25 protein-coding genes and 1 pseudogene are annotated in these 26,455 nt (G+C 61.2%); 19 read left to right on the plus strand and 7 right to left on the minus strand.

Annotated features, from left to right (window positions below; translation table 11 throughout):
- The first annotated feature begins 310 nt into the window (after positions 1-310).
- The 7 genes from H7995_RS04850 (at position 311) to H7995_RS04880 (ending at position 5,970) form a co-directional block, all read left to right on the plus strand.
- Positions 311-949 (plus strand): peroxiredoxin, encoded by a 639-nt coding sequence (locus tag H7995_RS04850; RefSeq protein ID WP_166589193.1) that lies wholly within the window; start codon positions 311-313, stop codon positions 947-949.
- A 348-nt stretch (positions 950-1,297) separates the two neighbouring features.
- Entirely contained in the window at positions 1,298-1,891 is a 594-nt protein-coding gene (gene ssuE / locus H7995_RS04855; protein WP_095164700.1) for an NADPH-dependent FMN reductase, read from the plus strand.
- 90 nt (positions 1,892-1,981) lie between these two features.
- A complete protein-coding gene (locus H7995_RS04860) occupies positions 1,982-2,947 on the plus strand; it encodes a sulfonate ABC transporter substrate-binding protein (RefSeq protein WP_182342801.1) in 966 nt (321 codons plus the stop codon).
- Between the two features lie 25 nt (positions 2,948-2,972).
- Positions 2,973-4,121: an FMNH2-dependent alkanesulfonate monooxygenase gene (gene ssuD, locus H7995_RS04865; RefSeq protein ID WP_182342799.1), complete on the plus strand. Its 1,149-nt coding sequence runs from the start codon at positions 2,973-2,975 to the stop codon at positions 4,119-4,121.
- 8 nt (positions 4,122-4,129) lie between these two features.
- On the plus strand, positions 4,130-4,918 hold the full coding sequence (ssuC, locus tag H7995_RS04870) for an aliphatic sulfonate ABC transporter permease SsuC (RefSeq protein WP_182342797.1): 789 nt from the start codon (positions 4,130-4,132) through the stop codon (positions 4,916-4,918).
- Positions 4,915-5,721, plus strand: coding sequence for an aliphatic sulfonates ABC transporter ATP-binding protein (ssuB, locus tag H7995_RS04875; RefSeq protein WP_166589189.1), 807 nt, complete (start codon positions 4,915-4,917; stop codon positions 5,719-5,721). The genes ssuC and ssuB overlap by 4 nt, the downstream gene beginning before the upstream one ends.
- Before the next feature lie 33 nt (positions 5,722-5,754).
- Positions 5,755-5,970 carry a TOBE domain-containing protein gene (locus H7995_RS04880; protein WP_003213899.1) on the plus strand — a complete coding sequence of 72 codons (216 nt, stop codon included), beginning with the start codon at positions 5,755-5,757 and terminating at the stop codon, positions 5,968-5,970.
- 98 nt (positions 5,971-6,068) lie between these two features.
- Here the strand turns inward: H7995_RS04880 and H7995_RS04885 are convergent, their stop codons facing one another.
- Positions 6,069-6,707 (minus strand): TetR/AcrR family transcriptional regulator, encoded by a 639-nt coding sequence (locus H7995_RS04885; protein WP_166589188.1) that lies wholly within the window; start codon positions 6,705-6,707, stop codon positions 6,069-6,071.
- A 169-nt stretch (positions 6,708-6,876) separates the two neighbouring features.
- Positions 6,877-8,253, minus strand: a complete 1,377-nt coding sequence (locus H7995_RS04890) for a glutamine synthetase family protein (protein WP_071552890.1) — start codon at positions 8,251-8,253, stop codon at positions 6,877-6,879.
- A gap of 278 nt (positions 8,254-8,531) precedes the next feature.
- Between H7995_RS04890 and H7995_RS28810 the strand changes: the two are divergent.
- The 8 genes and pseudogenes from H7995_RS28810 to H7995_RS04925 all read left to right on the plus strand — a co-directional run.
- A pseudogene (locus tag H7995_RS28810) lies at positions 8,532-8,822 on the plus strand (gamma-glutamyl-gamma-aminobutyrate hydrolase family protein); the annotation flags it as partial.
- A gap of 170 nt (positions 8,823-8,992) precedes the next feature.
- Entirely contained in the window at positions 8,993-10,351 is a 1,359-nt protein-coding gene (locus tag H7995_RS04895; RefSeq protein WP_095164694.1) for a glutamine synthetase family protein, read from the plus strand.
- 55 nt (positions 10,352-10,406) lie between these two features.
- A complete protein-coding gene (locus H7995_RS04900; RefSeq protein ID WP_166589186.1) occupies positions 10,407-11,771 on the plus strand; it encodes an aspartate aminotransferase family protein in 1,365 nt (454 codons plus the stop codon).
- Between the two features lie 168 nt (positions 11,772-11,939).
- Positions 11,940-13,052, plus strand: a complete 1,113-nt coding sequence (locus H7995_RS04905) for a polyamine ABC transporter substrate-binding protein (protein ID WP_182342795.1) — start codon at positions 11,940-11,942, stop codon at positions 13,050-13,052.
- Positions 13,053-13,306: 254 nt separating this feature from the next.
- Positions 13,307-14,401 carry a polyamine ABC transporter substrate-binding protein gene (locus tag H7995_RS04910; protein ID WP_166589184.1) on the plus strand — a complete coding sequence of 365 codons (1,095 nt, stop codon included), beginning with the start codon at positions 13,307-13,309 and terminating at the stop codon, positions 14,399-14,401.
- 74 nt (positions 14,402-14,475) lie between these two features.
- Positions 14,476-15,618: an ABC transporter ATP-binding protein gene (locus H7995_RS04915; RefSeq protein WP_095164689.1), complete on the plus strand. Its 1,143-nt coding sequence runs from the start codon at positions 14,476-14,478 to the stop codon at positions 15,616-15,618.
- Positions 15,619-15,653: 35 nt separating this feature from the next.
- Positions 15,654-16,535, plus strand: coding sequence for an ABC transporter permease subunit (locus H7995_RS04920; protein WP_182344829.1), 882 nt, complete (start codon positions 15,654-15,656; stop codon positions 16,533-16,535).
- Positions 16,532-17,422, plus strand: a complete 891-nt coding sequence (locus H7995_RS04925) for an ABC transporter permease subunit (protein WP_166589182.1) — start codon at positions 16,532-16,534, stop codon at positions 17,420-17,422. The genes H7995_RS04920 and H7995_RS04925 overlap by 4 nt, the downstream gene beginning before the upstream one ends.
- Positions 17,423-17,544: 122 nt before the next feature.
- Here H7995_RS04925 and H7995_RS04930 read toward each other — a convergent pair whose 3' ends face one another.
- Together H7995_RS04930 and H7995_RS04935 are read right to left on the minus strand one after the other, a co-directional pair.
- The gene (locus tag H7995_RS04930; RefSeq protein ID WP_185818072.1) at positions 17,545-19,944 is read right to left on the minus strand and encodes a penicillin acylase family protein; all 2,400 of its coding nucleotides are present in this window, start codon (positions 19,942-19,944) and stop codon (positions 17,545-17,547) included.
- A 103-nt stretch (positions 19,945-20,047) separates the two neighbouring features.
- Positions 20,048-20,626: a DUF6436 domain-containing protein gene (locus H7995_RS04935; protein ID WP_166589180.1), complete on the minus strand. Its 579-nt coding sequence runs from the start codon at positions 20,624-20,626 to the stop codon at positions 20,048-20,050.
- Between the two features lie 96 nt (positions 20,627-20,722).
- Between H7995_RS04935 and bipL the strand changes: the two genes are divergently transcribed.
- Positions 20,723-21,670, plus strand: coding sequence for a phospholipase BipL (bipL, locus tag H7995_RS04940; protein ID WP_166589179.1), 948 nt, complete (start codon positions 20,723-20,725; stop codon positions 21,668-21,670).
- A 22-nt stretch (positions 21,671-21,692) separates the two neighbouring features.
- Here the strand turns inward: bipL and H7995_RS04945 are convergent, their stop codons facing one another.
- Positions 21,693-22,445: a DUF2059 domain-containing protein gene (locus H7995_RS04945; RefSeq protein WP_182342791.1), complete on the minus strand. Its 753-nt coding sequence runs from the start codon at positions 22,443-22,445 to the stop codon at positions 21,693-21,695.
- A 132-nt stretch (positions 22,446-22,577) separates the two neighbouring features.
- Between H7995_RS04945 and H7995_RS04950 the strand changes: the two genes are divergently transcribed.
- Positions 22,578-23,210: a 2OG-Fe(II) oxygenase gene (locus H7995_RS04950; RefSeq protein ID WP_166589177.1), complete on the plus strand. Its 633-nt coding sequence runs from the start codon at positions 22,578-22,580 to the stop codon at positions 23,208-23,210.
- Between the two features lie 2 nt (positions 23,211-23,212).
- On the plus strand, positions 23,213-23,698 hold the full coding sequence (locus H7995_RS04955; RefSeq protein WP_166589334.1) for a 2-thiouracil desulfurase family protein: 486 nt from the start codon (positions 23,213-23,215) through the stop codon (positions 23,696-23,698).
- A 76-nt stretch (positions 23,699-23,774) separates the two neighbouring features.
- Here H7995_RS04955 and H7995_RS04960 read toward each other — a convergent pair whose 3' ends face one another.
- Complete coding sequence (locus H7995_RS04960; protein ID WP_166589176.1) at positions 23,775-24,548, minus strand: transporter substrate-binding domain-containing protein; 774 nt, start codon at positions 24,546-24,548, stop codon at positions 23,775-23,777.
- 132 nt (positions 24,549-24,680) lie between these two features.
- On the opposite strand from H7995_RS04960, the gene H7995_RS04965 reads away from it, so the two are divergent.
- Positions 24,681-25,103, plus strand: coding sequence for a DUF4399 domain-containing protein (locus H7995_RS04965; RefSeq protein WP_185818073.1), 423 nt, complete (start codon positions 24,681-24,683; stop codon positions 25,101-25,103).
- Between the two features lie 59 nt (positions 25,104-25,162).
- Here the strand turns inward: H7995_RS04965 and serA are convergent, their stop codons facing one another.
- Positions 25,163-26,392, minus strand: a complete 1,230-nt coding sequence (gene serA / locus H7995_RS04970) for a phosphoglycerate dehydrogenase (protein ID WP_095164654.1) — start codon at positions 26,390-26,392, stop codon at positions 25,163-25,165.
- Positions 26,393-26,455: the final 63 nt, after the last annotated feature.

Raw genomic sequence — 26,455 nt, forward strand, 5'->3', positions numbered from 1 at the left:
TCGGCGTTCTTGTTTCTGTGTTTCCCGGGATTCCGTGAAGAACCTAAAAAAAGCCCCGCCAGGCATTGCGCCTGGCGGGGCTTTTGTTTACCGGTAGACCCACCCCCGTGTGTCTGCCGGCTTCCCTCTTTTACCGCAACTCAAGGCCTTCTCGAACCTTGGGCGCCAGCGTGGGCGCTGCGGGCGCAGGCGTCCAGTGAACAGATATTTAATATTCGTTTAAGTTCTAAATAAATCGATATTTATTCTTTTTAACTGGGAAAAAGACAAGGCACAGTAGGCTCATTCCGCACTCATCAGGAGCAGCACCATGAGCCTCAGACTGGGCGACATCGCCCCCGATTTCGAACAGGATTCCAGCGCCGGCACCATTCGTTTCCATGAGTGGCTGGGCGACAGTTGGGGCGTGCTGTTTTCCCATCCGGCGGACTTCACGCCGGTGTGCACCACGGAGCTGGGGTTTACCGCCAAGCTCAAGGACGAGTTTGCCCAGCGCGGGGTCAAGGCCATTGCCTTGTCCGTCGACCCGGTGGATTCGCATCACCGCTGGATCGAAGACATCAACGAAACCCAGGACACCCTGGTCAACTTCCCGATCCTGGCCGACGCCGACCGCAAGGTCTCGGACCTCTACGACCTGATCCACCCGAACGCCAACGACACCCTGACCGTGCGTTCGCTGTTCGTGATCGACCCGAACAAAAAGGTGCGGCTGACCATCACCTATCCGGCCAGTACTGGGCGCAACTTCAACGAAATCCTGCGGGTGATCGACTCGCTGCAGCTCACCGACCACTACAAGGTGGCCACGCCGGCCAACTGGCAGGACGGTGACGAAGTGGTGATTGTGCCCTCGCTCAAGGACGAAGCAGAGATCGCCCAGCGCTTCCCCAAAGGTTACCGCGCGGTGAAGCCCTACCTGCGCCTGACGCCGCAGCCGAACCGGTAATCCGCCAGCTTTTGTGGCGCGCCTTACCACCCCATCGCGGGCAAGCGGAACGCCGCCCGGCCCGCTCCCACAACGCATCGCGCACATCCTGTGGGAGCGGGTTTGCCCGCGATGGGGTCGGATTGACCACCGCAACAATCCGCGTGAACCAGAATCACAAAGCAGGGGTTTTCAGGCCGTTTCGACGGCCTTTTTTTTGTCTGCGCCCGGGCAGTTTTTAATATTCATTTTTAGTATAAACAAATGAATAAATATGATTTATAGATATATAAATCACCTGTTAAGGTCACTCCATCACCGCGAGATCGCAAGTTGCGAATCGCCCACTACATGCAAGGAATCAAGGTAATGCTGGTCGTCTCACTCGGAGGAAGTCCCAGCCAACGCTCCCGTTCCGGGGTGCTGCTGGATCGCTCCCAGCGCTGGTTGCAACAACAGGGTGTGGAAGTGGTGAGTTACCAGGTACGGGACTTCCCGGCCGAAGATTTACTGCATGCCCGCTTCGACAGCCCGAAGGTGATCGACCTGCTGCAACAGATTGCCAATGCCGATGGGCTGCTGATCGCCACGCCGGTCTACAAGGCGTCCTTTTCGGGCGCACTGAAAACCGTCCTGGACCTGCTGCCTGAACGCGCCCTGAGCCACAAGGTGGTACTGCCGATGGCTACGGGCGGCAGTATTGCTCACATGCTGGCGGTGGATTACGCGCTCAAGCCGGTGCTGTCGGCACTCAAGGCCCAGGAAATGCTGCACGGCATCTTTGCCGAAGATAACCAGATCGCCTATGGCGAAGGCAGTGCCCAGGCGAAGTTGGCACCGGAGCTGGAGCAACGCTTGAACGAAGCCCTGGAGCAGTTTTTCAGCGCCATGGCCCGCCGCCCGAAGCCACTTGATCCACACCTGTTGAATGAACGTTTGTTGAGTGCTCGCTGGAGCATTTGAGTCCCACCCGAAATCTGAAGTACTGGCCTTACTCGCCCGCTAACGGGCAAGCAGGTGCAGCCACAACCCCACTGCAAAAAGGAGAGCGCCATGCGCCCTGTCATTTTGCGTCGCGGTCTGGTCGCTCTGTTTGCTGCGGCTGTGTCCTTCGGCGCCATTACTCAAGCCCAGGCCGAGACCCTACGTATCGGCTATCAGAAATACGGCACCCTGGTGCTGCTCAAAGCCAAGGGCACCCTGGAGAAAAGCCTCGCCGCCCAAGGCGTCGACGTGCAATGGACCGAATTCCCCGGTGGCCCGCAACTGCTCGAAGGTTTGAACGTCGGCTCCATCGACTTCGGCGTGACCGGCGAAACCCCGCCAGTGTTCGCCCAGGCCGCCGGTGCCGATCTGCTCTATGTCGCCTACGAGCCACCCGCTCCCCACAGTGAAGCGATCCTGGTGCCGAAGGACTCGGCAATCCAATCGGTACAGGATCTCAAGGGCAAGAAAGTCGTGCTCAACAAGGGCTCCAACGTGCACTACCTGCTGGTGCGCGCCCTGGAAGACGCCGGCCTCAAATACAGCGACATCCAGACCGTATTCCTGCCCCCAGCCGATGCCCGCGCAGCGTTCGAGCGCGGCAGCGTCGACGCCTGGGTGATCTGGGACCCGTACCAGGCCGCCGCCGAACAGCAACTGCAGGCCCGCACCCTGCGTGATGGCAAAGGCATCGTCGACAACCATCAGTTCTACCTGGCCACCAAGCCTTACGCCGAGCAGCACCCGGCCGTGATCAAGACCCTGGTGGATGAAGTCCGCGCTGTCGGTGAGTGGTCCCAGGCCAACCCCGAGGATGTGACCAAACAGGTGGCGCCACTGCTCGGCCTGCCTGCCGACATCACCCTGACCTCGGTGAAACGCCAGGGCTACGGTGCGCACTTCCTGACGCCGGAAGTGGTCGCGGCGCAGCAGAAGATCGCCGACAGCTTCTACCAGCTCAAGTTGATCCCTAAACCCTTGAGCATCAAAGACGTGATCTGGACGCCGCCGGCGACCGTTGCCAAAACCCAGTAGTTCGACTTTCCAAGGAGACCACTCCATGAGCCTCAATATTTTCTGGTTCCTGCCTACCCACGGCGACGGCCATTACCTTGGCACTGCCGAAGGCGCGCGCGCCGTGGACCATGGCTACCTGCAACAAGTCGCCCAGGCGGCGGACCGCCTGGGGTTCGGCGGGGTGTTGATCCCCACCGGGCGCTCCTGCGAAGACTCGTGGCTGGTGGCAGCCTCGCTGATCCCGGTGACCCAGCGCCTGAAGTTCCTGGTTGCCCTGCGCCCCGGGATCATTTCCCCGACGGTGGCGGCGCGTCAGGCGGCGACCCTGGACCGGTTGTCCGGTGGCCGGGCGTTGTTCAATCTGGTGACCGGCGGTGACCCGGAAGAGTTGGCGGGCGATGGCTTGTTCCTCAGCCACGAAGAGCGTTATCAGGCCTCCGTGGAGTTCACCCGGATCTGGCGCCGCGTGCTGGAAGGCGAAACCGTTGATTACGACGGGCAACACATCAGCGTCAAAGGCGCCAAGTTGCTCTATCCACCCATCCAGCAACCGCGTCCACCGCTGTACTTCGGTGGCTCTTCAGAAGCGGCGCAGGACCTGGCCGCCGAGCAGGTCGAAATGGTGTTGACCTGGGGCGAGCCACCGGCCGCGGTCGCCGAGAAAATCGCGCAAGTGCGGGAGAAGGCGGCCAAGCTGGGCCGTACCGTACGCTTCGGCATTCGTCTGCACGTGATCGTGCGCGAGACCAATGACGAAGCCTGGCGGGCCGCGGACCGTCTGATTTCCCATCTGGATGACGACACTATCGCCCGGGCCCAGGCGTCGTTGGCGCGCTTTGACTCGGTGGGCCAGCAACGCATGGCTGCGCTGCATGGGGGCAGCCGCGACAATCTGGAAGTCAGCCCGAACCTGTGGGCCGGTGTCGGCCTGGTACGTGGCGGTGCCGGAACGGCGCTGGTCGGCGATGGCCCGACGGTGGCGGCACGGGTCAAGGAGTACGCGGACCTGGGCATCGACACCTTCATCTTCTCCGGTTATCCACACCTGGAAGAGTCGTATCGGGTGGCCGAACTGCTGTTCCCGCACCTCGACATAGAGCGTCCTGAGTTGCCGAAAACGGGCGGCTACGTCAGCCCGTTCGGTGAAATGGTGGCCAACGACATTCTTCCCAAAGCCGCGTCCCAGAGCTGAGGCGCGCCATGAAGAAGCAAACCCTTATCCACAGTCTCGCGCCCTGGGCCCTGCCGGTGCTGTTGCTGGCGGTGTGGCAGTTGTCGGTGTCGGCGGGGTGGTTGTCGACGCGGATTCTGCCGGCTCCGATCGCGGTGATCGAAGCGGGCGTGAGCCTGGTGCAAAGCGGCGAAATCTGGAAACACCTGGCCATCAGCGGCTGGCGTGCTGGCGTCGGTTTTGTCATTGGCGGCGGCATCGGCCTGGTGCTGGGTTTCATCACCGGCCTGTCGAAGTGGGGCGAGCGCCTGCTTGACAGTTCGGTGCAGATGATCCGCAACGTGCCGCACCTGGCGTTGATCCCGCTGGTGATCCTGTGGTTCGGCATCGACGAGTCGGCAAAGATTTTCCTGGTGGCCCTGGGCACGTTGTTCCCGATCTACCTCAACACCTACCACGGTATTCGTAACGTCGACCCGGCGCTGGTGGAAATGGCACGCAGTTATGGCTTGAGCGGTTTCAGCCTGTTCCGCCAGGTGATCCTGCCGGGTGCGCTGCCGTCGATTCTGGTGGGGGTGCGTTTTGCCCTGGGCTTCATGTGGTTGACGCTGATCGTGGCCGAAACCATCTCGGCCAGCTCGGGTATCGGCTACCTGGCAATGAACGCCCGGGAGTTCCTGCAGACCGACGTGGTGGTGCTGGCGATTGTGCTCTATGCGGTGCTCGGCAAGTTGGCCGACCTCGCGGCCCGAGGCCTGGAGCGGGTGTGGCTGCGCTGGCACCCGGCCTATCAAGTGGCCAAGGGAGGTGGCGCATGACGGCTCAACAACCGCCGCGCCTGCTGCGTGGGATTCCCCTGGCCGTGCGCAAGCTGCAAAAGACCTTTGGTGCGCGGCAAGTGCTGCGCGACATCGATCTGCATATTCCAGCCGGCCAGTTCGTCGCGGTGGTCGGTCGCAGTGGCTGTGGCAAAAGCACTTTGCTGCGTTTGCTCGCCGGCCTCGACCAGCCAACCGACGGGCAATTGCTGGCGGGCTCGGCAGCCCTCAGCGAAGCACGGCAAGACACCCGGCTGATGTTCCAGGAGGCGCGGTTGCTGCCCTGGAAAAAGGTCATCGACAACGTGGGCCTCGGCCTCAAGGGCAACTGGCGCCAGCAGGCCCTGGATGCCCTGGAAGCGGTAGGCCTGGCCGACCGCGCCGATGAATGGCCGGCGGCATTGTCCGGCGGGCAGAAACAACGGGTGGCCCTGGCCCGGGCACTGATCCACCAGCCGCGCCTGCTGCTGCTCGACGAGCCGCTCGGCGCCCTGGACGCCCTGACCCGGATTGAAATGCAGCAACTGATTGAGCGCCTGTGGCAGCAGCATGGTTTTACCGTGCTGCTGGTGACCCACGATGTCAGCGAAGCGGTGGCGATTGCCGACCGGGTGCTGCTGATCGAAGAGGGCGAGATTGGCCTGGACCTGCACGTCGAGTTACCGCGCCCTCGGGTCCGCGGTTCCCATCGGCTGGCAGCGCTGGAAACCGAAGTGCTCAACCGCGTGTTGGCCCTGCCGGGTGTACCGCCCGAGCCGGAACCTGTTTCACCCTTGCCCACGCAATTGCGCTGGGCTCAATAACTCATCGTTCTTCCCACGACAGGAATCACCCTCATGACTATCAAAGCCATCAACGTTCGCAACCAGTTCAAAGGCACCATCAAGGAAATCGTCGAAGGCGATGTGCTGTCGGAAATCGACGTGCAAACCGCTTCCGGCATCGTCACCTCGGTGATCACCACCCGCTCGGTCAAGGAGCTGGAGCTGGTGATTGGCAGCGAAGTGATCGCCTTCGTGAAGTCCACCGAGGTCTCGATCGCCAAGTTGTAAGCCATGCACGACGAACAACCCCGAAGGGTGTGAGCCCTTCGGGGGTTTTTTATGGGTTTTTTTGGGGTTGCGGGTGGGTCGCCATCGCGAGTCCGGATTCAGGCCGGGTGGTTGCGTTTAGGCAGATAGGGCGGCAGATACAACCCCAGGTACGCATCAAACACCCGCATCCCTTCCTCCGCCATACGCGGGGTGATCTGCCCATGCTGCTGTACCGAACGCGCATAAACCCGATCGCCCAGCTCCATGGCCAGGGCAAACACGTCGACGTCGCTGGGCAGCGCCGGCAGTTCAAAGTGCTGGTTGAAGAGGGTGTGCATCAGGTCGCCCAGTTCCAGGTCGTGCTGGCGGTCGGCCTGGGTGACCTCGGTGAGCCCGTGCTGGGCCAGGATCAACTGGCGGGCGGCGGCGTCTTCGCTGTAGATCTGCAGCATGCGTTGCTCCACCAGCCGCGACAGGTCTCGCCAGCCGGTGAGGGTGTCATGGTCGATAGGCGCTTGCAGGCAGGCGCGGAACGCGGCGTGGACATCGGCCGTCAGTGCTTCGAGCAGGCTCGGGACGCTGGCGAAGAAATGGTAGACGGAGGAGGGTGGGATTTGCGCGCGCTCGGCGACACTGTAGATCGACAAACTGGCTACGCCCTCGGCAGCCAGCAGTGTGCGGGCGGCATCGAGTATCGAATCGATTCGCGCCTGGCTGCGGGCACGGGGTTTACGAAGAGTGGCGGGCCGGGTCATTGAAGTCTCCTGCAAAGGCAGCGGGCATTGTACGAGCAGGGGTGGGTGTTGTCTGCCCGGACGCCATCGCTAGCAGGCCGCAAGCGGGCGCTAGCGATCCTCCGCAGGCGGCCATAAAAAAACGCCATCGGCCAATTAGGCACGATGGCGTTTGTTTTACTGCAAGCGCTTACACGGTGTGCAGGTACCAGTTGTACTCGAGGTCGGAGATGGAGTGTTCGAACTCCTCCAGCTCGCTCTCTTTACAGGCCACGAAGATATCGATGTATTTCGGATCGATGTACTTGGCCATGACTTCGCTGTCGTCCAACTCGCGCAAGGCGTCACGCAGGTTGTTCGGCAGGCTCTGCTCGTTCTGCTCGTAGCTGTTGCCTTCCACCGGTGCGCCAGGCTCGATCTTGTTGACCAGGCCGTGGTGCACGCCTGCCAGGACCGAAGCCATCAGCAGGTACGGGTTGGCATCGGCGCCGGCCACACGGTGTTCGATGCGCACGGCATCGGAGGAACCGGTCGGCACGCGAATCGCCACAGTGCGGTTGTCCAGGCCCCAGCACGGCGAGTTCGGCACGTAGAACTGTGCGCCGAAACGACGGTAGGAGTTGACGTTCGGGCAGAGGAAAGCCATCTGCGCCGGTAGGGTCTCGAGCACACCGCCGATCGCGTGACGCAGTGCGGCGTTCTGCTCGGGATCCTCACTGGCAAAAATATTCTTGCCGTCTTTATCAAGGATCGAGATGTGGACGTGCAGACCATTACCCGCCTGGCCTGGGTAAGGCTTGGCCATGAAGGTGGTGTCCATCTCATGGTCGTAGGCGATGTTCTTGATCAGACGCTTGAGCAGTACCGCGTAGTCGCAGGCCTTGATCGGGTCGGCAACGTGGTGCAGGTTCACTTCGAACTGCGCCGGCGCACTTTCCTTGACGATGGCGTCAGCCGGGATGCCTTGCTCCTTCGCACCTTCCAGGATGTCCTGGAGGCAGTCGACGTATTCGTCGAGGTCGTCGATCAGGTAGACCTGTGTCGAGTGCGGGCGTTTGCCGGAGATCGGCGAGCGTGGCGGTTGTGGCCGGCCATTCACGTTCTCCTGGTCGATCAGGTAGAACTCCAGCTCGAATGCGGCGCAGATAGTCAGGCCCAGTTCGTCGAACTTGGTCACGACTTGTCGCAGGACTTCGCGCGGGTCGGCGAAGAAAGGTTCACCTTCAAGTTCGTGCATGGTCATCAGCAGTTGCGCGGTCGGGCGCTTTTGCCAAGGCTCATTGCACAGGGTGTCGGGGATTGGATAGCAGATTCGGTCAGCATCGCCGATGTCCAGGCCCAGGCCGGTGCTTTCCACCGTCGAACCATTGATATCCAGAGCAAATAGAGAGGCCGGCAGGTTGATGCCTTTCTCGTAAACCTTGTGGAGACTGGTGCGTTCGATGCGCTTGCCGCGCACCACACCATTCATATCCGCAATCAGAAGGTCAACGTACAGAACCTCAGGATGTTCCTTAAGGAACGCGTTCGCTTCGTTAAGCTGAACGGCACGCGGGGGTACCGACATGATGCAACACCTTTGTTGTTAAAAATATCAATCATTGATCTTTTCAGATTCCAGTCAACCCGAACGGCATGCCGAAGTCAAGCGAGGGCTTTTTTGCCCTAAAAAAGCGCTCGCAGGGCATTTTTGAGGCACTTTGGGGCGTTTTAATCCCTTTCCCTTCGTTGCCGCCCGCAGGCTTGAGCGGGCCGTGTTGTATTTTTTACGGGGGTGTTGTGTAAAAAAATGAACAAGGCTAAGCTCGAATCAAACCCATAACAGCAATAATACCGGGGTGCTTCATGTCTCGCCTGCCGTCAATCGGCGTGACCACCTGCTCCAGGCAGATCGGTCTGCATGCTTGCCACATCAGTGGCGACACGTCCGTCCGCGCGGTGGCCAAGGGCCTGTCGGCGCTCCCGGAGCAGCGTTCCCCGTCCGATATTCTGGACGTTGCGGATGCCTTTCTCTTTAGTCGTGGCACTTCTTTCACTATAGATCCTGTTCACTATAGCGGTCCTGCGAATACACCGGGAACTGCTCATGATTCTGCACGCGTTGCCATTCCCTGCCCATTGATTCGCGCTGTCGTTGCGGTTCCTGCACGCACGGCTTTTGCTGCAAGTGTGCAAACCCGGCCCCAATGGCAGGTAAGCTCTAACCCACATGGCCTGGCCATGGCCCAGACACGACAACGCGACGCGGATGCGTCACATATCGCCTGACTCTTAATGACGTCAGGACACTCAGCCCAGAGGCATTTATGAGTAACAACCTCGACCAGCTCACCGATTGGTTGAAAGACCACAAGATCACAGAAGTCGAATGCATGATCGCCGACTTGACCGGGATCACCCGCGGCAAGATTTCGCCGACCAACAAGTTCATTGCCGAAAAAGGCATGCGCCTGCCCGAGAGTGTGCTGCTGCAAACAGTGACGGGCGACTATGTCGAAGACGACATCTATTACGAGCTGCTCGACCCGGCCGACATCGACATGATCTGCCGCCCCGACCAGAACGCTGTGTTCCTGGTGCCCTGGGCCATCGAGCCGACCGCCCAGGTGATCCACGACACCTACGACAAGCAGGGCAACCCGATCGAGCTGTCGCCGCGCAACGTGCTCAAGAAGGTCCTCAAGCTCTATGCCGACAAGGGCTGGCAGCCCATCGTGGCGCCGGAGATGGAGTTTTACCTGACCAAGCGCAGCGACGACCCGGACTATCCGCTGCAACCGCCGATCGGCCGTTCCGGGCGTCCGGAAATCGGTCGCCAGTCGTTCTCCATTGAAGCGGCCAACGAATTCGATCCGCTGTTTGAAGACGTCTACGACTGGTGCGAGCTGCAGGAGCTGGACCTGGACACGCTGATCCACGAGGACGGCACGGCGCAGATGGAAATCAACTTCCGTCACGGTGACGCACTGTCCCTGGCCGACCAGATCCTGGTGTTCAAGCGCACCATGCGCGAAGCCGCGCTCAAGCACGACGTGGCGGCGACGTTCATGGCCAAGCCGATGACGGGCGAGCCGGGCAGCGCCATGCACCTGCACCAGAGCATCATCGACATCGAGACTGGCAAGAACGTCTTCTCCAATGAAGACGGGACCATGAGCCAACTGTTCCTCAATCACATTGGTGGCCTGCAGAAGTTCATCCCTGAGCTGCTGCCGCTGTTCGCCCCCAACGTCAACTCGTTCCGCCGCTTCCTGCCGGACACCTCGGCACCGGTCAACGTGGAGTGGGGCGAAGAGAACCGCACCGTGGGCCTGCGGGTTCCGGACGCGGGGCCACAGAACCGTCGGGTGGAAAACCGCCTGCCGGGGGCCGATGCCAACCCGTACCTGGCGATTGCCGCCAGCCTGTTGTGCGGCTACATCGGCATGGTCGAAGGCCTCAACCCAAGCGCGCCGGTGGTTGGACGTGGTTATGAGCGACGCAACCTGCGTCTGCCGCTGACCATCGAGGACGCCCTGGAGCGCATGGAAAACAGCAAGACCATCGAGAAATACCTGGGTCACAACTTCATCACTGGCTACGTCGCGGTCAAGCGGGCCGAGCATGAAAACTTCAAGCGCGTGATCAGTTCGTGGGAACGGGAATTCCTGCTATTCGCCGTCTGACACGCCGGGTGCGGCCCACCAGCCGCACTCTTACCTCACTAGGAAGGAGCGCTTTATGAGCAGCAACAACCCGCAAACCCGTGAATGGCAAAGCCTGAGCAACGAGCACCACCTGGCGCCGTTCAGTGACTTCAAGCAGCTCAAGGAAAAAGGCCCGCGCATCATCACCAGCGCCAAGGGCGTTTACCTGTGGGACAGCGAAGGCAACAAGATCCTCGACGGCATGGCCGGCCTGTGGTGTGTGGCCATCGGCTACGGTCGCGATGAGCTGGCGGACGCCGCCAGCAAACAGATGCGCGAGCTGCCGTACTACAACCTGTTCTTCCAGACCGCCCACCCGCCGGTGCTGGAGCTGGCCAAGGCGATCGCCGACATCGCCCCGCAAGGCATGAACCACGTGTTCTTCACCGGTTCCGGCTCCGAAGGCAACGACACCATGCTGCGAATGGTCCGCCACTACTGGGCGATCAAGGGCCAGCCGAACAAGAAAGTCATCATCAGCCGCAAAAACGGCTACCACGGTTCGACCGTGGCCGGCGCCAGCCTGGGCGGCATGACCTATATGCACGAACAGGGCGACTTGCCGATCCCGGGGATCGTGCACATTGCGCAGCCTTACTGGTTCGGTGAAGGTGGCGACATGACCCCGGAAGAGTTCGGGGTCTGGGCCGCCAACCAGTTGGAAGAAAAGATTCTCGAAATCGGTGTCGACAACGTCGGCGCCTTTATCGCCGAGCCGATCCAGGGTGCCGGCGGCGTGATCGTGCCGCCAGAAAGCTACTGGCCGCGCATCAAGGAAATCCTCGCCAAGTACGACATCCTGTTCGTCGCCGACGAGGTGATCTGTGGTTTCGGCCGTACCGGTGAGTGGTTCGGCAGCGATTACTACGACCTCAAGCCAGACATGATGACCATCGCCAAGGGCCTGACCTCCGGCTACATCCCGATGGGTGGCCTGATCGTGCGTGACAGCGTGGTCGAGGTGCTCAACGAGGGCGGCGATTTCAACCACGGCTTTACTTACTCCGGTCACCCGGTGGCAGCGGCAGTGGCCCTGGAAAACATCCGCATCATGCGCGACGAAAAAATTATCGAGCGCGTCCACACAGAAACGGCACCGTATTTGCAAAAGCGTCTACGTGAACTGAACGATCACCCTCTGGTGGGCGAAGTTCGCGGAGTGGGGCTGTTGGGGGCAATCGAACTGGTTCAGGACAAGGCCACGCGCAAACGTTACGAAGGCAAGGGTGTGGGCATGATCTGCCGGCAGTTCTGCTTCGACAACGGGCTGATCATGCGCGCAGTGGGCGACACCATGATCATCGCTCCGCCGCTGGTGATCACACCGGCAGAAATCGATGAGTTGGTGGCCAAGGCACGCAAGTGTCTGGACCTGACCCTGAGTGCATTGCAGGGCTAAGTGCTAGGCTCTGAGCGGGAGTTGTATGAACTTTCGCTCAGAGCGGTCAGAAAGCTTGGCCTTTCCTTGAAAGACCGCCATGGATGTTGCCAGACTAGCCACAGTTCCAGACGCCAGGGTTCGGCGCGGAACAGGTGGTTCAAAAAAGAAAAATTTGGAGCATTACGCATGAAGGCACTCGGTAAAAAGCTCGCAGGCAAGACACTTCTTGCCATGTCCCTGATGGGCGTGATGGCGGGCGCGGTTCAGGCAGATGACAAAGTACTGCACGTCTACAACTGGTCCGACTACATCGCGCCGGACACCGTCAAGAAGTTCGAGGAGGAGTCAGGCATCAAGGTCGTCTACGACGTCTTCGACAGTAACGAAACCCTGGAAGCCAAGTTGCTGGCCGGCAAGTCCGGCTACGACATCGTTGTGCCGTCGAACAACTTCCTGGCCAAGCAGATCAAGGCCGGTGTCTACCAGAAGCTGGACAAGTCCAAGCTGCCGAACTGGAAAAACCTCAATACCGACCTGCTCAAGGCCGTTTCGGTCAGCGACCCGGGTAACGAGCACGCCTTCCCTTACATGTGGGGCTCGATCGGTATCGGTTTTAACGCCGAGAAGGTCAAGGCTGCACTGGGTGACGACGCACCGACCAACTCCTGGGACTTGATCTTCAAGCCGGAAAACGCCGCCAAGCTCAAGGCATGCGGGATCAGCGTCCTGGATTCGCCAACCGAGATGATTCCGGTGGCACTGCACTACCTGGGCTATCCAACCGACAGCCAGGATAAAAAACAACTGGCCGAAGCTGAAGCGCTGTTCCTGAAAGTGCGTCCTTCGATCGGCTACTTCCACTCCTCCAAGTACATCTCCGACCTGGCCAACGGCAACATCTGCGTGGCTATCGGTTACTCGGGCGACATCTACCAGGCCAAGACCCGCGCCAGTGAAGCCGGTGACAAGGTCAAGGTCAGCTACAACATTCCCAAAGAAGGTGCAGGCAGCTTCTACGACATGGTCGCCATCCCTAAAGATGCCGAGAACGTCGAAGGCGCCTACAAGTTCATGACCTTCCTGCAGAAGCCGGAAATCATGGCCGAGATTACCAACGCCGTACGCTTCCCGAACGGTAACGCCGCTGCAACCCCTCTGGTCGATAAAGACATCACCAGTGATCCGGGTGTTTACCCACCGGCGGACGTGCTGGCCAAGCTGTACGCGATTGCCGATTTGCCGGCCGCGACCCAGCGGATCATGACCCGCAGCTGGACCAAGATCAAATCGGGTAAATAACAAGTAGAACCCTTGTAGGAGCGGGTGCCCGCTTGCGGTCTGCTCGCGAAAAAAATCGCAACGCCGCGCAGTGCCAGGCACCCCGCGTTATCGTTGTCGACCATCGCGAGCAAGCTCGCTCCTACCAGGATCTTTTTAAAGTTTGCTGGATCGGTTTATCGAGGGTAAGTTGCGCGCCGGTTTTGTTGCCAGGCAGCCATGGCTGTCATGTAACGCTGGGCAACTTGGGCCCAACTATTTCAGAGGACCTCCAATTGCCTATTTCTTTGTTTCGTAAAGCCATGCTAGTTGGCGCCGGCCTGACACTTGCGGTCAGTGTGCAAGCCGCCTCCACCGTGCATATTTATAACTGGTCGGACTACATCGGCGAATCAACCCTGGCGGATTTCGAAAAAGCCACGGGCATCAAGCCGGTGTATGACGTGTTTGATTCCAACGAAACCCTGGAAGGCAAGTTGCTGGCCGGGCGCACCGGTTATGACGTGGTCGTGCCGTCGAACCACTTCCTGGGCAAGCAGATCAAGGCCGGGGCCTTCCAGAAGCTCGACAAGTCGCAACTGCCCAACTACGCCAACCTCGACCCGGTGCTGCTCAAGCGCCTGGAACAGAACGACCCGGGCAACCTGTACGCCGTGCCGTACCTGTGGGGCACCAACGGCATCGGTTACAACGTCGACAAGGTCAAGGCGGTACTGGGGGTCGACAAGATCGATTCCTGGGCGGCGGTGTTCGAGCCGGAAAACATCAAGAAACTGCAGAGCTGCGGCGTCGCGTTCCTTGATTCCGCCGATGAAATGATGCCCACCGTCCTCAACTACATGGGCCTGGATGCCAACAGCACCAACCCTGCCGATTACAAAAAAGCCGAAGCCAAGTTGCTCGCGGTGCGGCCTTTCGTGACGTACTTCCACTCCTCCAAATACATCGCGGACCTGGCCAACGGCGACATCTGCGTGGCCATCGGGTTCTCCGGCGACATGTTCCAGGCCAAGGCCCGGGCAGCGGAAGCCGGCAAAGGCGTGAACATTGCCTACTCGATCCCGAAAGAGGGCGGCGCCCTGTGGTTCGACATGCTGGCGATTCCCAAGGACTCGTCCAATGCCAAAGAGGCCCATGCCTTCATCAACTACCTGCTCAAGCCTGAGGTGATCGCCCAGGTCAGCGATTACGTGGGCTACGCCAACCCGAACCCGGGGTCGGACACGTTGATGGAACAGTCGATCCGCGAAGACGAGTCGGTGTATCCACCCCAGGCGGTCCTCGACAAGACCTACGTGTCGATCGAACTACCACCGAACATTCAACGTTTGATGACCCGCAGCTGGACCAAGGTCAAGTCGGGTAAATAGTGACAAAGGCTCAACCTATCCAAGGTTTCGCCCGTGTTGGGCGAACTGCACTCTTTTTGTTGGGAGTTTCGTAAATGGCAGTTGCCTCCGGCGCCTATAAGAAAGCCCTCGAGGGCGATCAGACACCTAAACAGGTGCTGGTCAAAATCGACCGGGTCACGAAGAAGTTCGACGAGACGATTGCCGTGGACGATGTGTCCCTGGAAATCAAGAAGGGCGAAATCTTCGCCTTGCTCGGCGGTTCGGGTTCGGGCAAATCGACCTTGTTGCGTATGCTCGCCGGTTTCGAGCGACCGACCGAGGGGCGGATTTTCCTCGACGGCGTGGACATCACCGACATGCCGCCGTACGAGCGGCCGATCAACATGATGTTCCAGTCCTACGCGCTGTTCCCGCACATGACCGTGGCGCAGAACATCGCCTTCGGCCTCAAGCAGGACAAGATCCCGGCGGCTGAAGTCGACGCCCGGGTGGCCGAGATGCTCAAGCTGGTGCAGATGAGCCAGTATGCCAAGCGCAAGCCGCACCAGCTCTCCGGTGGCCAGCGCCAGCGTGTCGCCCTGGCCCGTTCCCTGGCCAAGCGGCCGAAGCTGTTGCTGCTCGACGAACCGATGGGCGCCCTCGACAAAAAACTGCGTTCACAGATGCAGCTGGAGCTGGTGGAAATCATCGAGCGCGTCGGCGTGACCTGCGTCATGGTGACCCACGACCAGGAAGAGGCCATGACCATGGCCGAGCGCATCGCGATCATGCACCTGGGCTGGATTGCCCAGATCGGCAGCCCGATCGACATCTACGAAACCCCGACCAGCCGCCTGGTCTGCGAATTCATCGGCAACGTCAACATCTTCGAAGGTGAAGTGGTGGACGACGCCGAGGGCCATGCACTGATCACCTGCAAGGACCTGGACCGCAACATCTACGTCGGCCACGGCATCAGCACCTCGGTGCAAGACAAGTCGGTGACCTACGCGATTCGCCCGGAAAAACTGCTGGTCACCGCCGATATGCCGACCTGCGAGCACAACTGGTCGAGCGGCAAGGTCCATGACATTGCCTACCTGGGCGGCCACTCGGTGTTCTACGTCGAATTGCCGAGCGGCAAGCTGGTGCAATCGTTCGTGGCCAACGCCGAGCGCCGGGGCCAGCGTCCGACCTGGGGTGACCAGGTCTACGTCTGGTGGGAAGACGACAGCGGCGTGGTACTGCGCTCATGAACATGCGAAAACTCAAGCGTCGACTCAGTCGAATAATTCCCGGTGGCCGCCAGTTGGTCATCGGCGTTCCTTTCCTGTGGCTGTTCCTGTTCTTCATGCTGCCGTTCTTCATCGTATTGAAGATCAGCTTCGCCGAAGCAGACGTGGCCATTCCGCCGTACACCGAGATCTACAGCTTCGTCGAGCAGAAGCTGCAGTTGCTGCTCAACCTGGGCAACTACGTGATGCTCAGCGAGGACGAGCTGTACATTGCCGCTTACCTCGGCTCGTTGAAGATGGCGCTGATCAGCACCATTTTGTGCCTGTTGATCGGCTACCCGATGGCCTACGCCATCGCCAGTGCGCGCAAGGAAATGCAGACCGTACTGGTACTGCTGATCATGATGCCGACCTGGACCGCGATCCTGATCCGCGTGTATGCGTGGATGGGCATCCTCAGCAACAACGGCCTGCTCAACGGCTTCTTGATGAGCATGGGCTTTATCGATGAGCCGCTGCAGATCCTCAATACCAACCTGGCGGTCTATATCGGCGTGGTCTATTCCTACCTGCCGTTCATGATCCTGCCGCTCTACGCCAACCTGGTAAAACACGACACCAGCCTGCTGGAAGCCGCGTCCGACCTGGGTTCGAGCACGTTCAACAGCTTCTGGAAAATCACCATCCCGCTGTCCAAGAACGGCATCATCGCCGGCTGCATGCTGGTGTTCATCCCGGTGGTGGGTGAGTTCGTGATCCCGGAACTGCTGGGCGGTCCGGAAACCCTGATGATCGGTAAAGTGCTGTGGCAAGAGTTCTTCAACAACCGTGACTGGCCGGTGGCTTCCGCCCTGGCGGTGGTGATGCTGGCGATCCTGATTGTGCCGATCATCCTGTTCAACCGCAGTCAGGCCAAGGAAATGGAGGGTAAAGAATGAAGCGCTTCCGTTTCTCCAGCCTGATGCTGGTAGTGGGTCTGTTGTTCATCTACCTGCCGATGCTGATCCTGGTGATCTACTCGTTCAACGCCTCGAAACTGGTGACGGTGTGGGGCGGCTGGTCGATCAAGTGGTACGTCGGCCTGCTGGACAACAGCCAACTGATGGGCTCGGTGGTGCGCTCGCTGGAAATCGCCTGCTACACCGCGGTCGCAGCCGTTGCCCTGGGCACACTGGCCGCGTTCGTGCTGACCCGGATCACCCACTTCAAGGGCCGCACGCTGTTCGGCGGCCTGGTCACCGCGCCGTTGGTGATGCCGGAAGTGATCACCGGTCTGTCGCTGTTGCTGCTGTTCGTGGCTATGGCGCAGATGATCGGCTGGCCGCAGGAGCGGGGCATCGTCACCATCTGGATCGCCCACACCACCTTCTGTGCCGCCTATGTGGCGGTGGTGGTATCGGCACGCTTGCGTGAGCTGGACCTGTCCATCGAAGAGGCGGCCATGGACCTGGGTGCGCGGCCGTGGAAGGTGTTCTTCCTGATCACTATCCCGATGATTGCGCCTTCGCTGGCAGCGGGCGGCATGATGTCGTTCGCCCTGTCGCTGGATGACCTGGTACTGGCCAGCTTCGTCTCGGGCCCGGGCTCCACCACCCTGCCGATGGAAGTGTTCTCGGCGGTGCGCCTGGGGGTCAAACCCGAGATCAACGCCGTGGCCAGCCTGATCCTGTTGGCCGTGTCGATCGTTACCTTCATGGTCTGGTTCTTCAGCCGCCGCGCCGAAGAAAACCGCAAGCGGGCGATCCAGCAGGCCATCGAGGAAAGTGCTGCCGACTCCTGGAAACAGCCCGACGTACGCCGGGCCCAGGCGCCGGGAGCGACGTAAGTCGAACGGGTTGACCGCATTCCTGCGGTCAACCCTCAACGCCACCCCCTGTCGCCGCAAGCGCCCGCTTGCGGTGCGCTCGCGAATAACGCAAATCACCGCGACCTGTGTCGCCGTTGCCGTCAGTGGGCCGGCAGCAGCTTCAAGGTGCTGCGCGTATTGGCGCTCACTTCTTCCTCGCTGAAATGCGCCTGGTGGTAGACACCCTCGATGTACGCCTCGGCCTGGTCTTGATAGTGCGCATCGAAAGGCACGCCGCTCTGGCCGATCGGGTTGATGGTCAGGCCGTGGGCCGGGTCGGCGAAGTCGATGATGCGCCGGGTCGACGGGCCATAGGTCACGGGCCAGGGTGCCGGGCCGATTTTCGCCGACAGGTTGTTCGGCACTTCGTGACTGCCCGGGGCTTCGAACGGACCGACGTTAAAAATGCGCTCCAAGGGTTTTTGCGTGCCCAGCGGATGGCCGTGGGTGAGGGTGTGGGCCTTGCCCCACTGCCATTGCGTGGCGTCTGCGCCGAGGGTGGTTTTCAGGTGGGCGATGCTGGCGTGCCACGCGGCCTTGACCACGTCGGCGCGGGACTCCTTGCCCAGGGTGTCGCGGTTGTCCCACCACACTGAGTCGGGGTTGGCAGCCAGTCGGGGCAGGGCGGCATCGATCACCCGGGTCGAGAGCAGGGTGTCGAAAAAGCTGTCGCCCAGCTCATCGTGCAGGGCCCCATCGGCCAGGTTGAACAGGAACTGGTTGAACAGCGTGGCGCTGGTGGACTCCAGCGGGTAATCGCCTTTCCAGGCGCTCAGTTGATCCAGCCATTGCCGTTCCTGCGGGTCGCTGACCACCTCGCGCAATACCGGCAGCAGCGGCGCCAGCAGGCGTTGACCGTACCCGGTCGTGGTGCCCAGTTGCAGTGCCTGGGTGTTGTCCAGGTCCCACTTGAAGTTCTTGTCGCTCAATTGCAGGTTGAGCTGCTGACCGCGGTCGGCCAGGTTGTAGTAACCGGGAATCTCCAGGCCGGTCGGTGACAGCGGCTGGAAGTTGGCGGAGACGATGTAGCCGCGGGCCGGGTTCTCTTCCTGCGGGTTGGCGCTGAAGGGGTAGAAGCCGTCCTTGTCCGCCTGATTGCTGCTGCCGTCGAGGATGAAGCCCGGCTTGACCCCCGCCGGACGCTTGGGCAGTTGCGCGGCCGCCCACCAGCCGATATCCCCCTTGGCGTTGGCCCAGACGATGTTCAACCCCGGGGCCTGGACCTTGGCGGATGCGGCCCGGGCCTTGGCCAGGGTGTCGGCGCGGTTGAGTTGGTAAAAACCTTCGAGGATCGGGTTCTGGGTATCGAGGAACGCCCACCACATCGCGATGGGGGTCTTGCCGGCGCTGGCGCCCAGGACATCGTTGATGATCGGGCCGTGGGGCGATTGGCGCAGTGTCAGGGTCACGGGGGCCTGGCCCTTGACGGCAATCTGGTGCTCGCTGTTGATCAGATCGACCCACTTGCCGTGGTACCAGACCTGGTTGGCGTTGTCCGGGTTGACCTTCTCGGCGATCAGGTCGAGGTCGTCGTTCTGGAACATCGTCAGGCTCCAGCCGAAGTCCAGGTTGTGGCCAAGGAAGGCAAACGGCACCAGCGCCTGATAGTGTCCGTAGAGTTCGAAGCCGGGGGCCGACAGTTGCGCCTCGTACCACACCGAAGGCGTCGAGAACCGAATGTGCGGGTCGCCGGCCAACAAGGGCTTGCCGCTCTTGGTGCGACTGCCGGCAACCACCCAGGCATTGCTGCCCTCCAATTGCGGCAGGCCGTGCTCGGCCAGCGCCTGCTGGCTGAGACGGGCAATGGCGTTGAGGTCTTGCCAGTCGGCGTTGCTCAGGACCGGCGCGCTGCTGTGTTGCTGGGCCAGCACGCCTTTGGGCTGCCAGTCGAGGTCGAAGATGTTCAGGTAGTCATTGCCCAACTGATCGCGCACGTAGGTCAGCAGGGGCTCGGTGCGAAAGGCCGCGGCAAAGCTGTAGGCCATGTAGCCGGCGACGCTGACGCTGTCCTGGGCGGTGAACGGCCGCTTGGCGATGCCCAGCACGTCGAACTCAATGGGCGCAGCGTGTGTGTCCTGATACTGGTTGATCCCGTCCAGATAGGCCTGTAGGGCCTTCCACGCCGCCGACTCCTTATCCAGTGCGGCCACATAACTCTCGGCGCGCTCGCGAATGCGCAGGCTGCGGAACAGTTTGTCGGTATCCAACAGTTTTGGCCCGAGCACCTCGGCCAGTTCACCCCGGGACAGGCGCCGCATGATTTCCATCTGGAACAGCCGGTCCTGGGCCTGGACATAACCGAGGGCGCGATACAGGTCGATCTCATTGCCGGCACGCACGTGAGGAATGCCACGTTCGTCGTAGCGCACGGTCACTGAACCCTCCAGGTGCTGCAACTGCACCTGACCCTGACGCGATGGTTGTTTGCTGTACACATACCAGCCGGCTGCGGCGGCCAGCAGCACGAGTAACAGGGCCAGTAAGCTCAGGGCGCGTTTCATGGTGACTCCTTGTTCTTGTCAGGGTACCGCCTGTCGGGGCGGTCAACATGTAGCACAGAGCTGATGCACCGGGCAGCCAGTACCCTGAAAAGTCCGGAATGCCCTAGGGTGCTTCATTGGCCCAAGGACAGTAGCAGCCCACCGCCAAAGTATTGATGGCATTCACCGGACGGTCGTCGCTCAGGGCCTGGAGGATCGGCTCGATAAAGCTGTTACTGGAGTTGCAGGTCAGGCCTTCGCTGTAGGGGCCGAAGTAGGCCAGTTTGCCGCCGCGGTCCCAGATCGCCACGGCGGGGCTGGCGGGGACGTGCTCGGAGCCTGGGAGACGTTCGAGGGGTTTGAGGTTGCTCAAGGTGCTGGGCAGTTGGCCCTGGCTGCCGGGCTTTTGCACGGCGTAGAACTGCACGCCTTGTGGCCCGTAGTGCTCGAGCAGTTCGGCCAGGTGCTGCTGATTGCCGACGTTGCACGGGCAGGCCGGGTCCCAGAAGTGCACCACGCGAATCGCCCCGGGGCCGGCCAGGTGTTCCGGAAGGCGCAAGGGGTCGCCGGAAAACACCGCCGTGTGCGAGCTGAACGCCCGCAGGTAGCGTCCCTGGAACCAGTCATACGCCGCCCACAGGACGCCGGCGCATAGCAGGGCGAGCAGGGTGGCAAGCAATGTCGTGCGGGCGTGCGGGCGCATGGGAAAGCTTCCTCGAAGGTCGCGTAGCTTGCCATGCTTGCCGCGACAGAAGAATATCGCAGGCCCATAAAGTCTGTTTCGCGCTGGAATCCCGATATGCCTGCCACCTTCAATGCCGATCATTTGCGCGCCAGCCTGCAAGCCCTGGCCTGCGCGCAGCCGTTGTCGGAGGAAGGCCGGGCCTATCAGCGGTTCTACGGCCTGGACTTTGCGGGTCGTGCCCTGCGTACCGGGCTGGGGCGGTTCGAGGTCGATGGTTATGAGCTGGTCAGCCAGTTCTGGTGGCCCGAGCGGGCCAAGGCGACGCTCTTTCTGTTTCACGGCTTCTACGATCACACCGGGCTCTATCGGCATGTGATCGAGTGGGCGCTGGACCAGGGGTTTGCGGTGATTGCCTGCGACCTGCCGGGGCACGGCCTGTCCAGCGGTGAGCGCGCGAGCATTCGCGATTTTGCCGAGTACCAGGACACCCTGCAGGGGCTGTTCGTCGAGGCGCAATCCATCGATTTGCCGCAGCCGTGGCACCTGTGCGGCCAGAGTACCGGCGGGGCGATCGTGATTGATCATGTGCTCAACCAGGGGCAAAACAGCCCAGCGCAGGGCCAGGTGGTGCTGCTGTCGCCGCTGGTGCGGCCGCGTGCCTGGGGCTGGTCACACCTGAGTTACTACCTGCTCAAGCCTTTCGTCAAAGGCATCGCCCGGCGCTTCAGTGAAAACTCCAACGACCCGGCGTTCCTGCCGTTCCTGCAAGCCGACCCGTTGCAACCGCTGCGTCTGCCGACCGCCTGGGTGGGCGCGCTGGCCCGCTGGATCAAGCGTATCGAAGCGGCCCCGCGCAGCGACCGGCGACCGCTGATCATTCAGGGCCAGGCGGACATGACGGTGGATTGGCAGCACAACCTTGAAGTGCTGGCGGGTAAGTTCGACCGGCCCCAGGTGTTGAAGCTGCCCGAGGCTCGGCATCATCTGGCCAATGAAACCCAGGCATTGCGCCAGGAGTATTTCGGCTTTTTGACCAAGCGGATCAAGGGGCGTAATCCGTAACACCCCCTGGCAGCGCTGACTGTTACTGATTCAGGTTCGAAGTGCTTTGGCCTACGGCCAGGCCCGCGCGGATCGCGGCCAGTGCTGCCTGGTAGTACGCCTGGCCTTCGGCCGATTCGGCAAAGTTGGCGAACTCTTCCAGTTCCGCGTCCGACAGGTCGCGATAGACATACAGCAGGGTGTTGTTCAGGTCGCTGCCAATCTGTTCCATCAGCCGCTGGCGCTGGCCGTTCAACATGCTCTGGGCCTGACCACCGCCGAGCAGGCCGGGAATCATCTGACTCAGGCTGTCCGCCGCCACACCGGCGATCGCCAGGCTGACTTCGGCACCGGCTTCACGGGCCGGCAGTGCCTGGGCCAGATGGCCAATGATCAACTGACGGGTGTCGCTGGCTTCGATTTTCGGCAGGCCCTTGGCGTTCTTCGCCAACTGGTCGCGCCGGGTCGCCAGCAGTTCGGCGGCAATGATCTTGCGGCCCAGCGGCGACTGGAAAAACCCCAGTGCCGGCTTGGGGTCGGCGAGGTTCTTGCGCAATTGCGCTTCGGCCCGGCGATCCATGGCCTGCGGCGCAAATCGCTGATTGCTGTTATTGACCAGCGCCTGGAACACCGCCGGCGGCAAGCTGCTTTGGTAGCGTTGCTGGGCGGCGTTGAGGGCATCGCTAAAATGCGCGCGCTGGTCGGGCCAGCCGGCGACCTTGTACAACTGGTCGTGGCCGTCTGCCCAGGAGGGAAAAGTGCAGAGCATCAACAGTGAAAAAAGCAAACGGCGCATAAGGACTCCTGTCGGCAGGCGACTATTCTCCGGGGCCAGACACAGGTTGTCGAGAATTCGTATCATGTTCATCAGCTTATCCGACGATCCTCCGCTATGTGGTGCTGTCGGATTTGCTGGCGCAGGAATACTATGCGCGCCATGCAAATACCCTCCGATGACCCGCTGCTGTTACGTATCGTGGACGATCTCGCTGTGCGCGGCTGGTCGCAACAGCCGATTTTCCTGCCTCAGGTTCTGACCCGAGCACTGGCGGCTGAGTGCCGTAAACGTGCGGCCGAGGGTGAATTGGCACCTGCGGCCGTCGGGCGCGGGCCGTTTTCAGAGATCCGCGAGGGCATTCGCGGCGATCACATCCAGTGGCTGGAGCCGGGCCAGGTCGAGGCGTGCGACCTGTACCTGGGCTTGATGGACAGCCTGCGCGAAGCCATGAACCGGGGCCTGTACCTGGGTCTTGAGGATTTCGAAAGCCATTTTGCGCTGTACCCGCCCGGGGCGTTCTACCTCAAGCATGTCGACCGCTTTCGCGACGACGACCGGCGCATGGTCTCGGCGGTGATCTACCTCAACGACGACTGGCTGCCGGAGCATGGCGGTCAGTTGCGCATGTACCTTGCGGAAGACGTGGAGCACGATGTGGTACCCATCGGCGGTTGCCTGGTGGTATTCCTGTCGGGCGAAGTGCCCCACGAAGTCCTACCCGCGACCCGCGAGCGCCTGTCATTGACGGGCTGGTTTCGTCGGCGCGGTAACGAGTTGTTCTGATGATGCAGAAAATCCTGGTCAGCCGTTGCCTGCTCGGCCACCGCGTACGTTACGACGGTGGTGCCAGCGGGCCGTTCGATCAATTGCAGCAGTGGATTGCCGAAGGGCGGGTGGTCGCCCTGTGTCCGGAAGTGGCCGGCGGCCTGCCCACGCCCCGGGCGGCAGCGGAGATTCCCGGTGGGCAGGGGACGCAGGTACTGGACGGTCACGCCCGGGTGATTACCACCGAGGGCGAGGATGTCAGCGCCGAATTTCTGTCAGGTGCACAGCAGGCCCTGGCGCTGGTGCAGCAGCACGCCATCCGGATCGCTGTGCTCAAGGCCAACAGCCCGTCCTGCGGCAATCTGCTGACGTATGACGGAACCTTCAGCGGGGTCAAGGTCAGCGGCGAAGGCGTCACCGCAGCCCTGCTGACCCGGCATGGGGTGCAGGTGTTCAGCGAACTGCAACTGGCTGAAGCCGCGGCGGCACTGGCTAGCCTTATCTGACGGGCTGTGCAGATCCGCTGTGGGAGCGCGCCGGGCGGCGCTCCGTCTGCTCGCTCCCACAAGGGCCCCTCGACGACTACGGTTTTGGCGGCTGGCTCGCGTCCATGCCGAACCACTTTTCCGACAGCGCCATCAGGCGTCCATCTTTCTTGATCCGTTGCAGGGCCTGGTCGAGGCTGGCCTGGAAGGCCGGGTTGCCCTTCTGGAACGGAATCGCCAGGCTCAGGGTCGGACCGACCTTGGCGCCTTCTTTCACCGGCAGGCGGCTGTCGCGGATGGCATAGGGGATCAGCAGGCGATCGCTGATGGCGGCGTCGAGTTGTTTGTCGGCCACGTCCTTGAGGGGCTGCTGCGCGTCGGGGTAGCTGTGCAGGTTGATGCCTTCGACGCTGCGGGCCTGGTCGACGAACTGACTGCCTTGCGCCACGCCCAGGGCCTTGCCGTTGAGGGCCAGCAGAGAGCTCAGTGGACGTTGTTCCTCCTGGCGCACGATCAGTTGTGCGCTGGAATAGCTGTAAGGTTCGCTGAAATCGAAACGATCCTTGAGTTCCGGGGTCAGTGCTATGTGATTGATGGCGATGTCGTACTTGCCACTCTCGACGCCTGGCAGCAGGTCGGTGGAGTCGGTCACCACGAAGTCGGCGCGTACATCCAGTTCACTGGCCAGCAGTTGGCCAAGCTCGACTTCAAAGCCGGTAAGCCGGCCGTCATCCTTGAAGTTGAACGGCGGGCTGTTGGCTTCCAGCGCAATGCGCAGTTCGCCACGGTCGTTTACATCGTCAATCAGTTCAGCATGAGCCAATGGGCTCACAAGGGGCAGCAACAGTATCAGGCCAGGCAAAAAGCGCATGGTCACTCCTTGAATTCGTTATGTGCGGCGCGCTGCTGCGGCGCGCTTTGCTATGGTGTTGAGGTCCTTCGACAACGAATCGCCACGAAGTTGTCACACTCATAAAGATTAAGCGTAAAACTGGAGAAAAGAATGAAAACCTTTATGTCACGTGCTGTTTTGGCCAGCCTGCTGCTCGGTGCTTCGATGATGGCCAGCGCTGCAACCCCCGCCCCGGCTAGCGCCAAGGCGTTTATTGTCTCCCCGGAAAATGGCGCTACCGTGGACAAGACCTTCAAGGTCAAGTTCGGCATCGAAGGCGTGGCGTTGGCCCCGGCGGGCGATGCCACCAAGAACACCGGCCATCACCACCTGCTGATCGACACCGGCCCGATCGCCGCGGGCCAGGTGATCCCGGCTGACGCCCAGCACGTGCATTTCGGCAAGGCCCAGACCGAAACCGAGCTGACCCTGACGCCTGGCACGCACACCTTGCAGCTGGAGTTGGGCGACAAGAACCACATGGCCTTCGAGCCGCCGATCATTTCGGAAAAAATCACTGTGACGGTGAAGTAATTCGTCCAGGCATAAAAAAGGGAGCCCCGCGGGGCTCCCTTTTTATTGACACTTGAGCGTTAGAACAACACGCGGCAACGAATGGTGCCGTTGATGTGTTGCAGCTTCTCTTGCGCCAGGTCCGAGTACTCGGCGTCGACGTCGATCACGACGTAGCCGACTTTCTCGTTGGTCTGCAGGAACTGACCGGAAATGTTGATGCCGTTTTCGGCGAAGACCTTGTTGATCTCGCTCATCACACCCGGGATGTTCTCGTGGATGTGCAGCAGGCGGTGCTTGCCAGGGTGAGCCGGCAGGGCCACTTCCGGGAAGTTGACCGAGGACACCGACGTACCGTTGTCGCTGTACTTGACCAGCTTCTCGGCCACTTCCAGGCCGATGTTGGCTTGCGCTTCAGCGGTGGAGCCGCCGATGTGCGGGGTCAGGATCACGTTGTCCAGGCCACGCAGCGGGCTTTCGAACTCTTCGTCGTTGGAGCGTGGCTCCACCGGGAATACGTCGATGGCAGCGCCAATCAGGTGCTTGTCCTTGATCGCAGCGGCCAGGTGGTCCAGTTCAACCACGGTGCCGCGTGCGGCGTTGATCAGGATGCCGCCCTTCTTGATGGCGCGGATTTCCTTCTCGCCGATCATCCACTGGGTCGCAGCGGTTTCCGGAACGTGCAGGGTGACGATGTCGGACATGCCCAACAGCTCGTGCAGGTTGCCGACCTGGGTGGCGTTACCCAGTGGCAGCTTGGTCACGGTGTCGTAGAAGTAAACTTGCATGCCCAGGCCTTCAGCCAGCACCGACAGTTGAGTGCCGATCGAGCCGTAGCCGACGATACCCAGCTTCTTGCCCCGGATTTCGAAGGAGTTGGCCGCGCTCTTGATCCAGCCGCCACGGTGGCAGGAGGCGTTCTTCTCCGGGATGCCGCGCAGCAGCAGGATCGCTTCGGCCAGCACCAGCTCGGCAACGGAGCGGGTGTTGGAGTACGGCGCGTTGAACACGGCGATGCCGCGTTCGCGGGCTGCGTTCAAATCCACCTGGTTGGTGCCGATGCAGAAACAGCCGACGGCGACCAGCTTCTTCGCGTGATCGAAGATCTCTTCGGTCAGTTGAGTGCGGGAGCGAATGCCGATGAAATGCGCATCAGCGATCTTTTCCTTCAACTGGGCTTCCGGCAGAGAACCTGTGAGGTACTCGATGCTGGTGTAGCCAGCCGACTTGAGAACGTCGACAGCCGATTGGTGGACGCCTTCGAGAAGAAGGAACTTGATCTTGCTCTTATCGAGAGAAGTCTTGCTCATCTGCGTAAACCTGTATCCCGGAGAAAAATGGCAGGGAGGGAGGGGAGCAGCCCAGAGCTGACC

This window comes from Pseudomonas kielensis (genome assembly GCF_014236655.1).
Classification (GTDB): domain Bacteria; phylum Pseudomonadota; class Gammaproteobacteria; order Pseudomonadales; family Pseudomonadaceae; genus Aquipseudomonas; species Aquipseudomonas kielensis.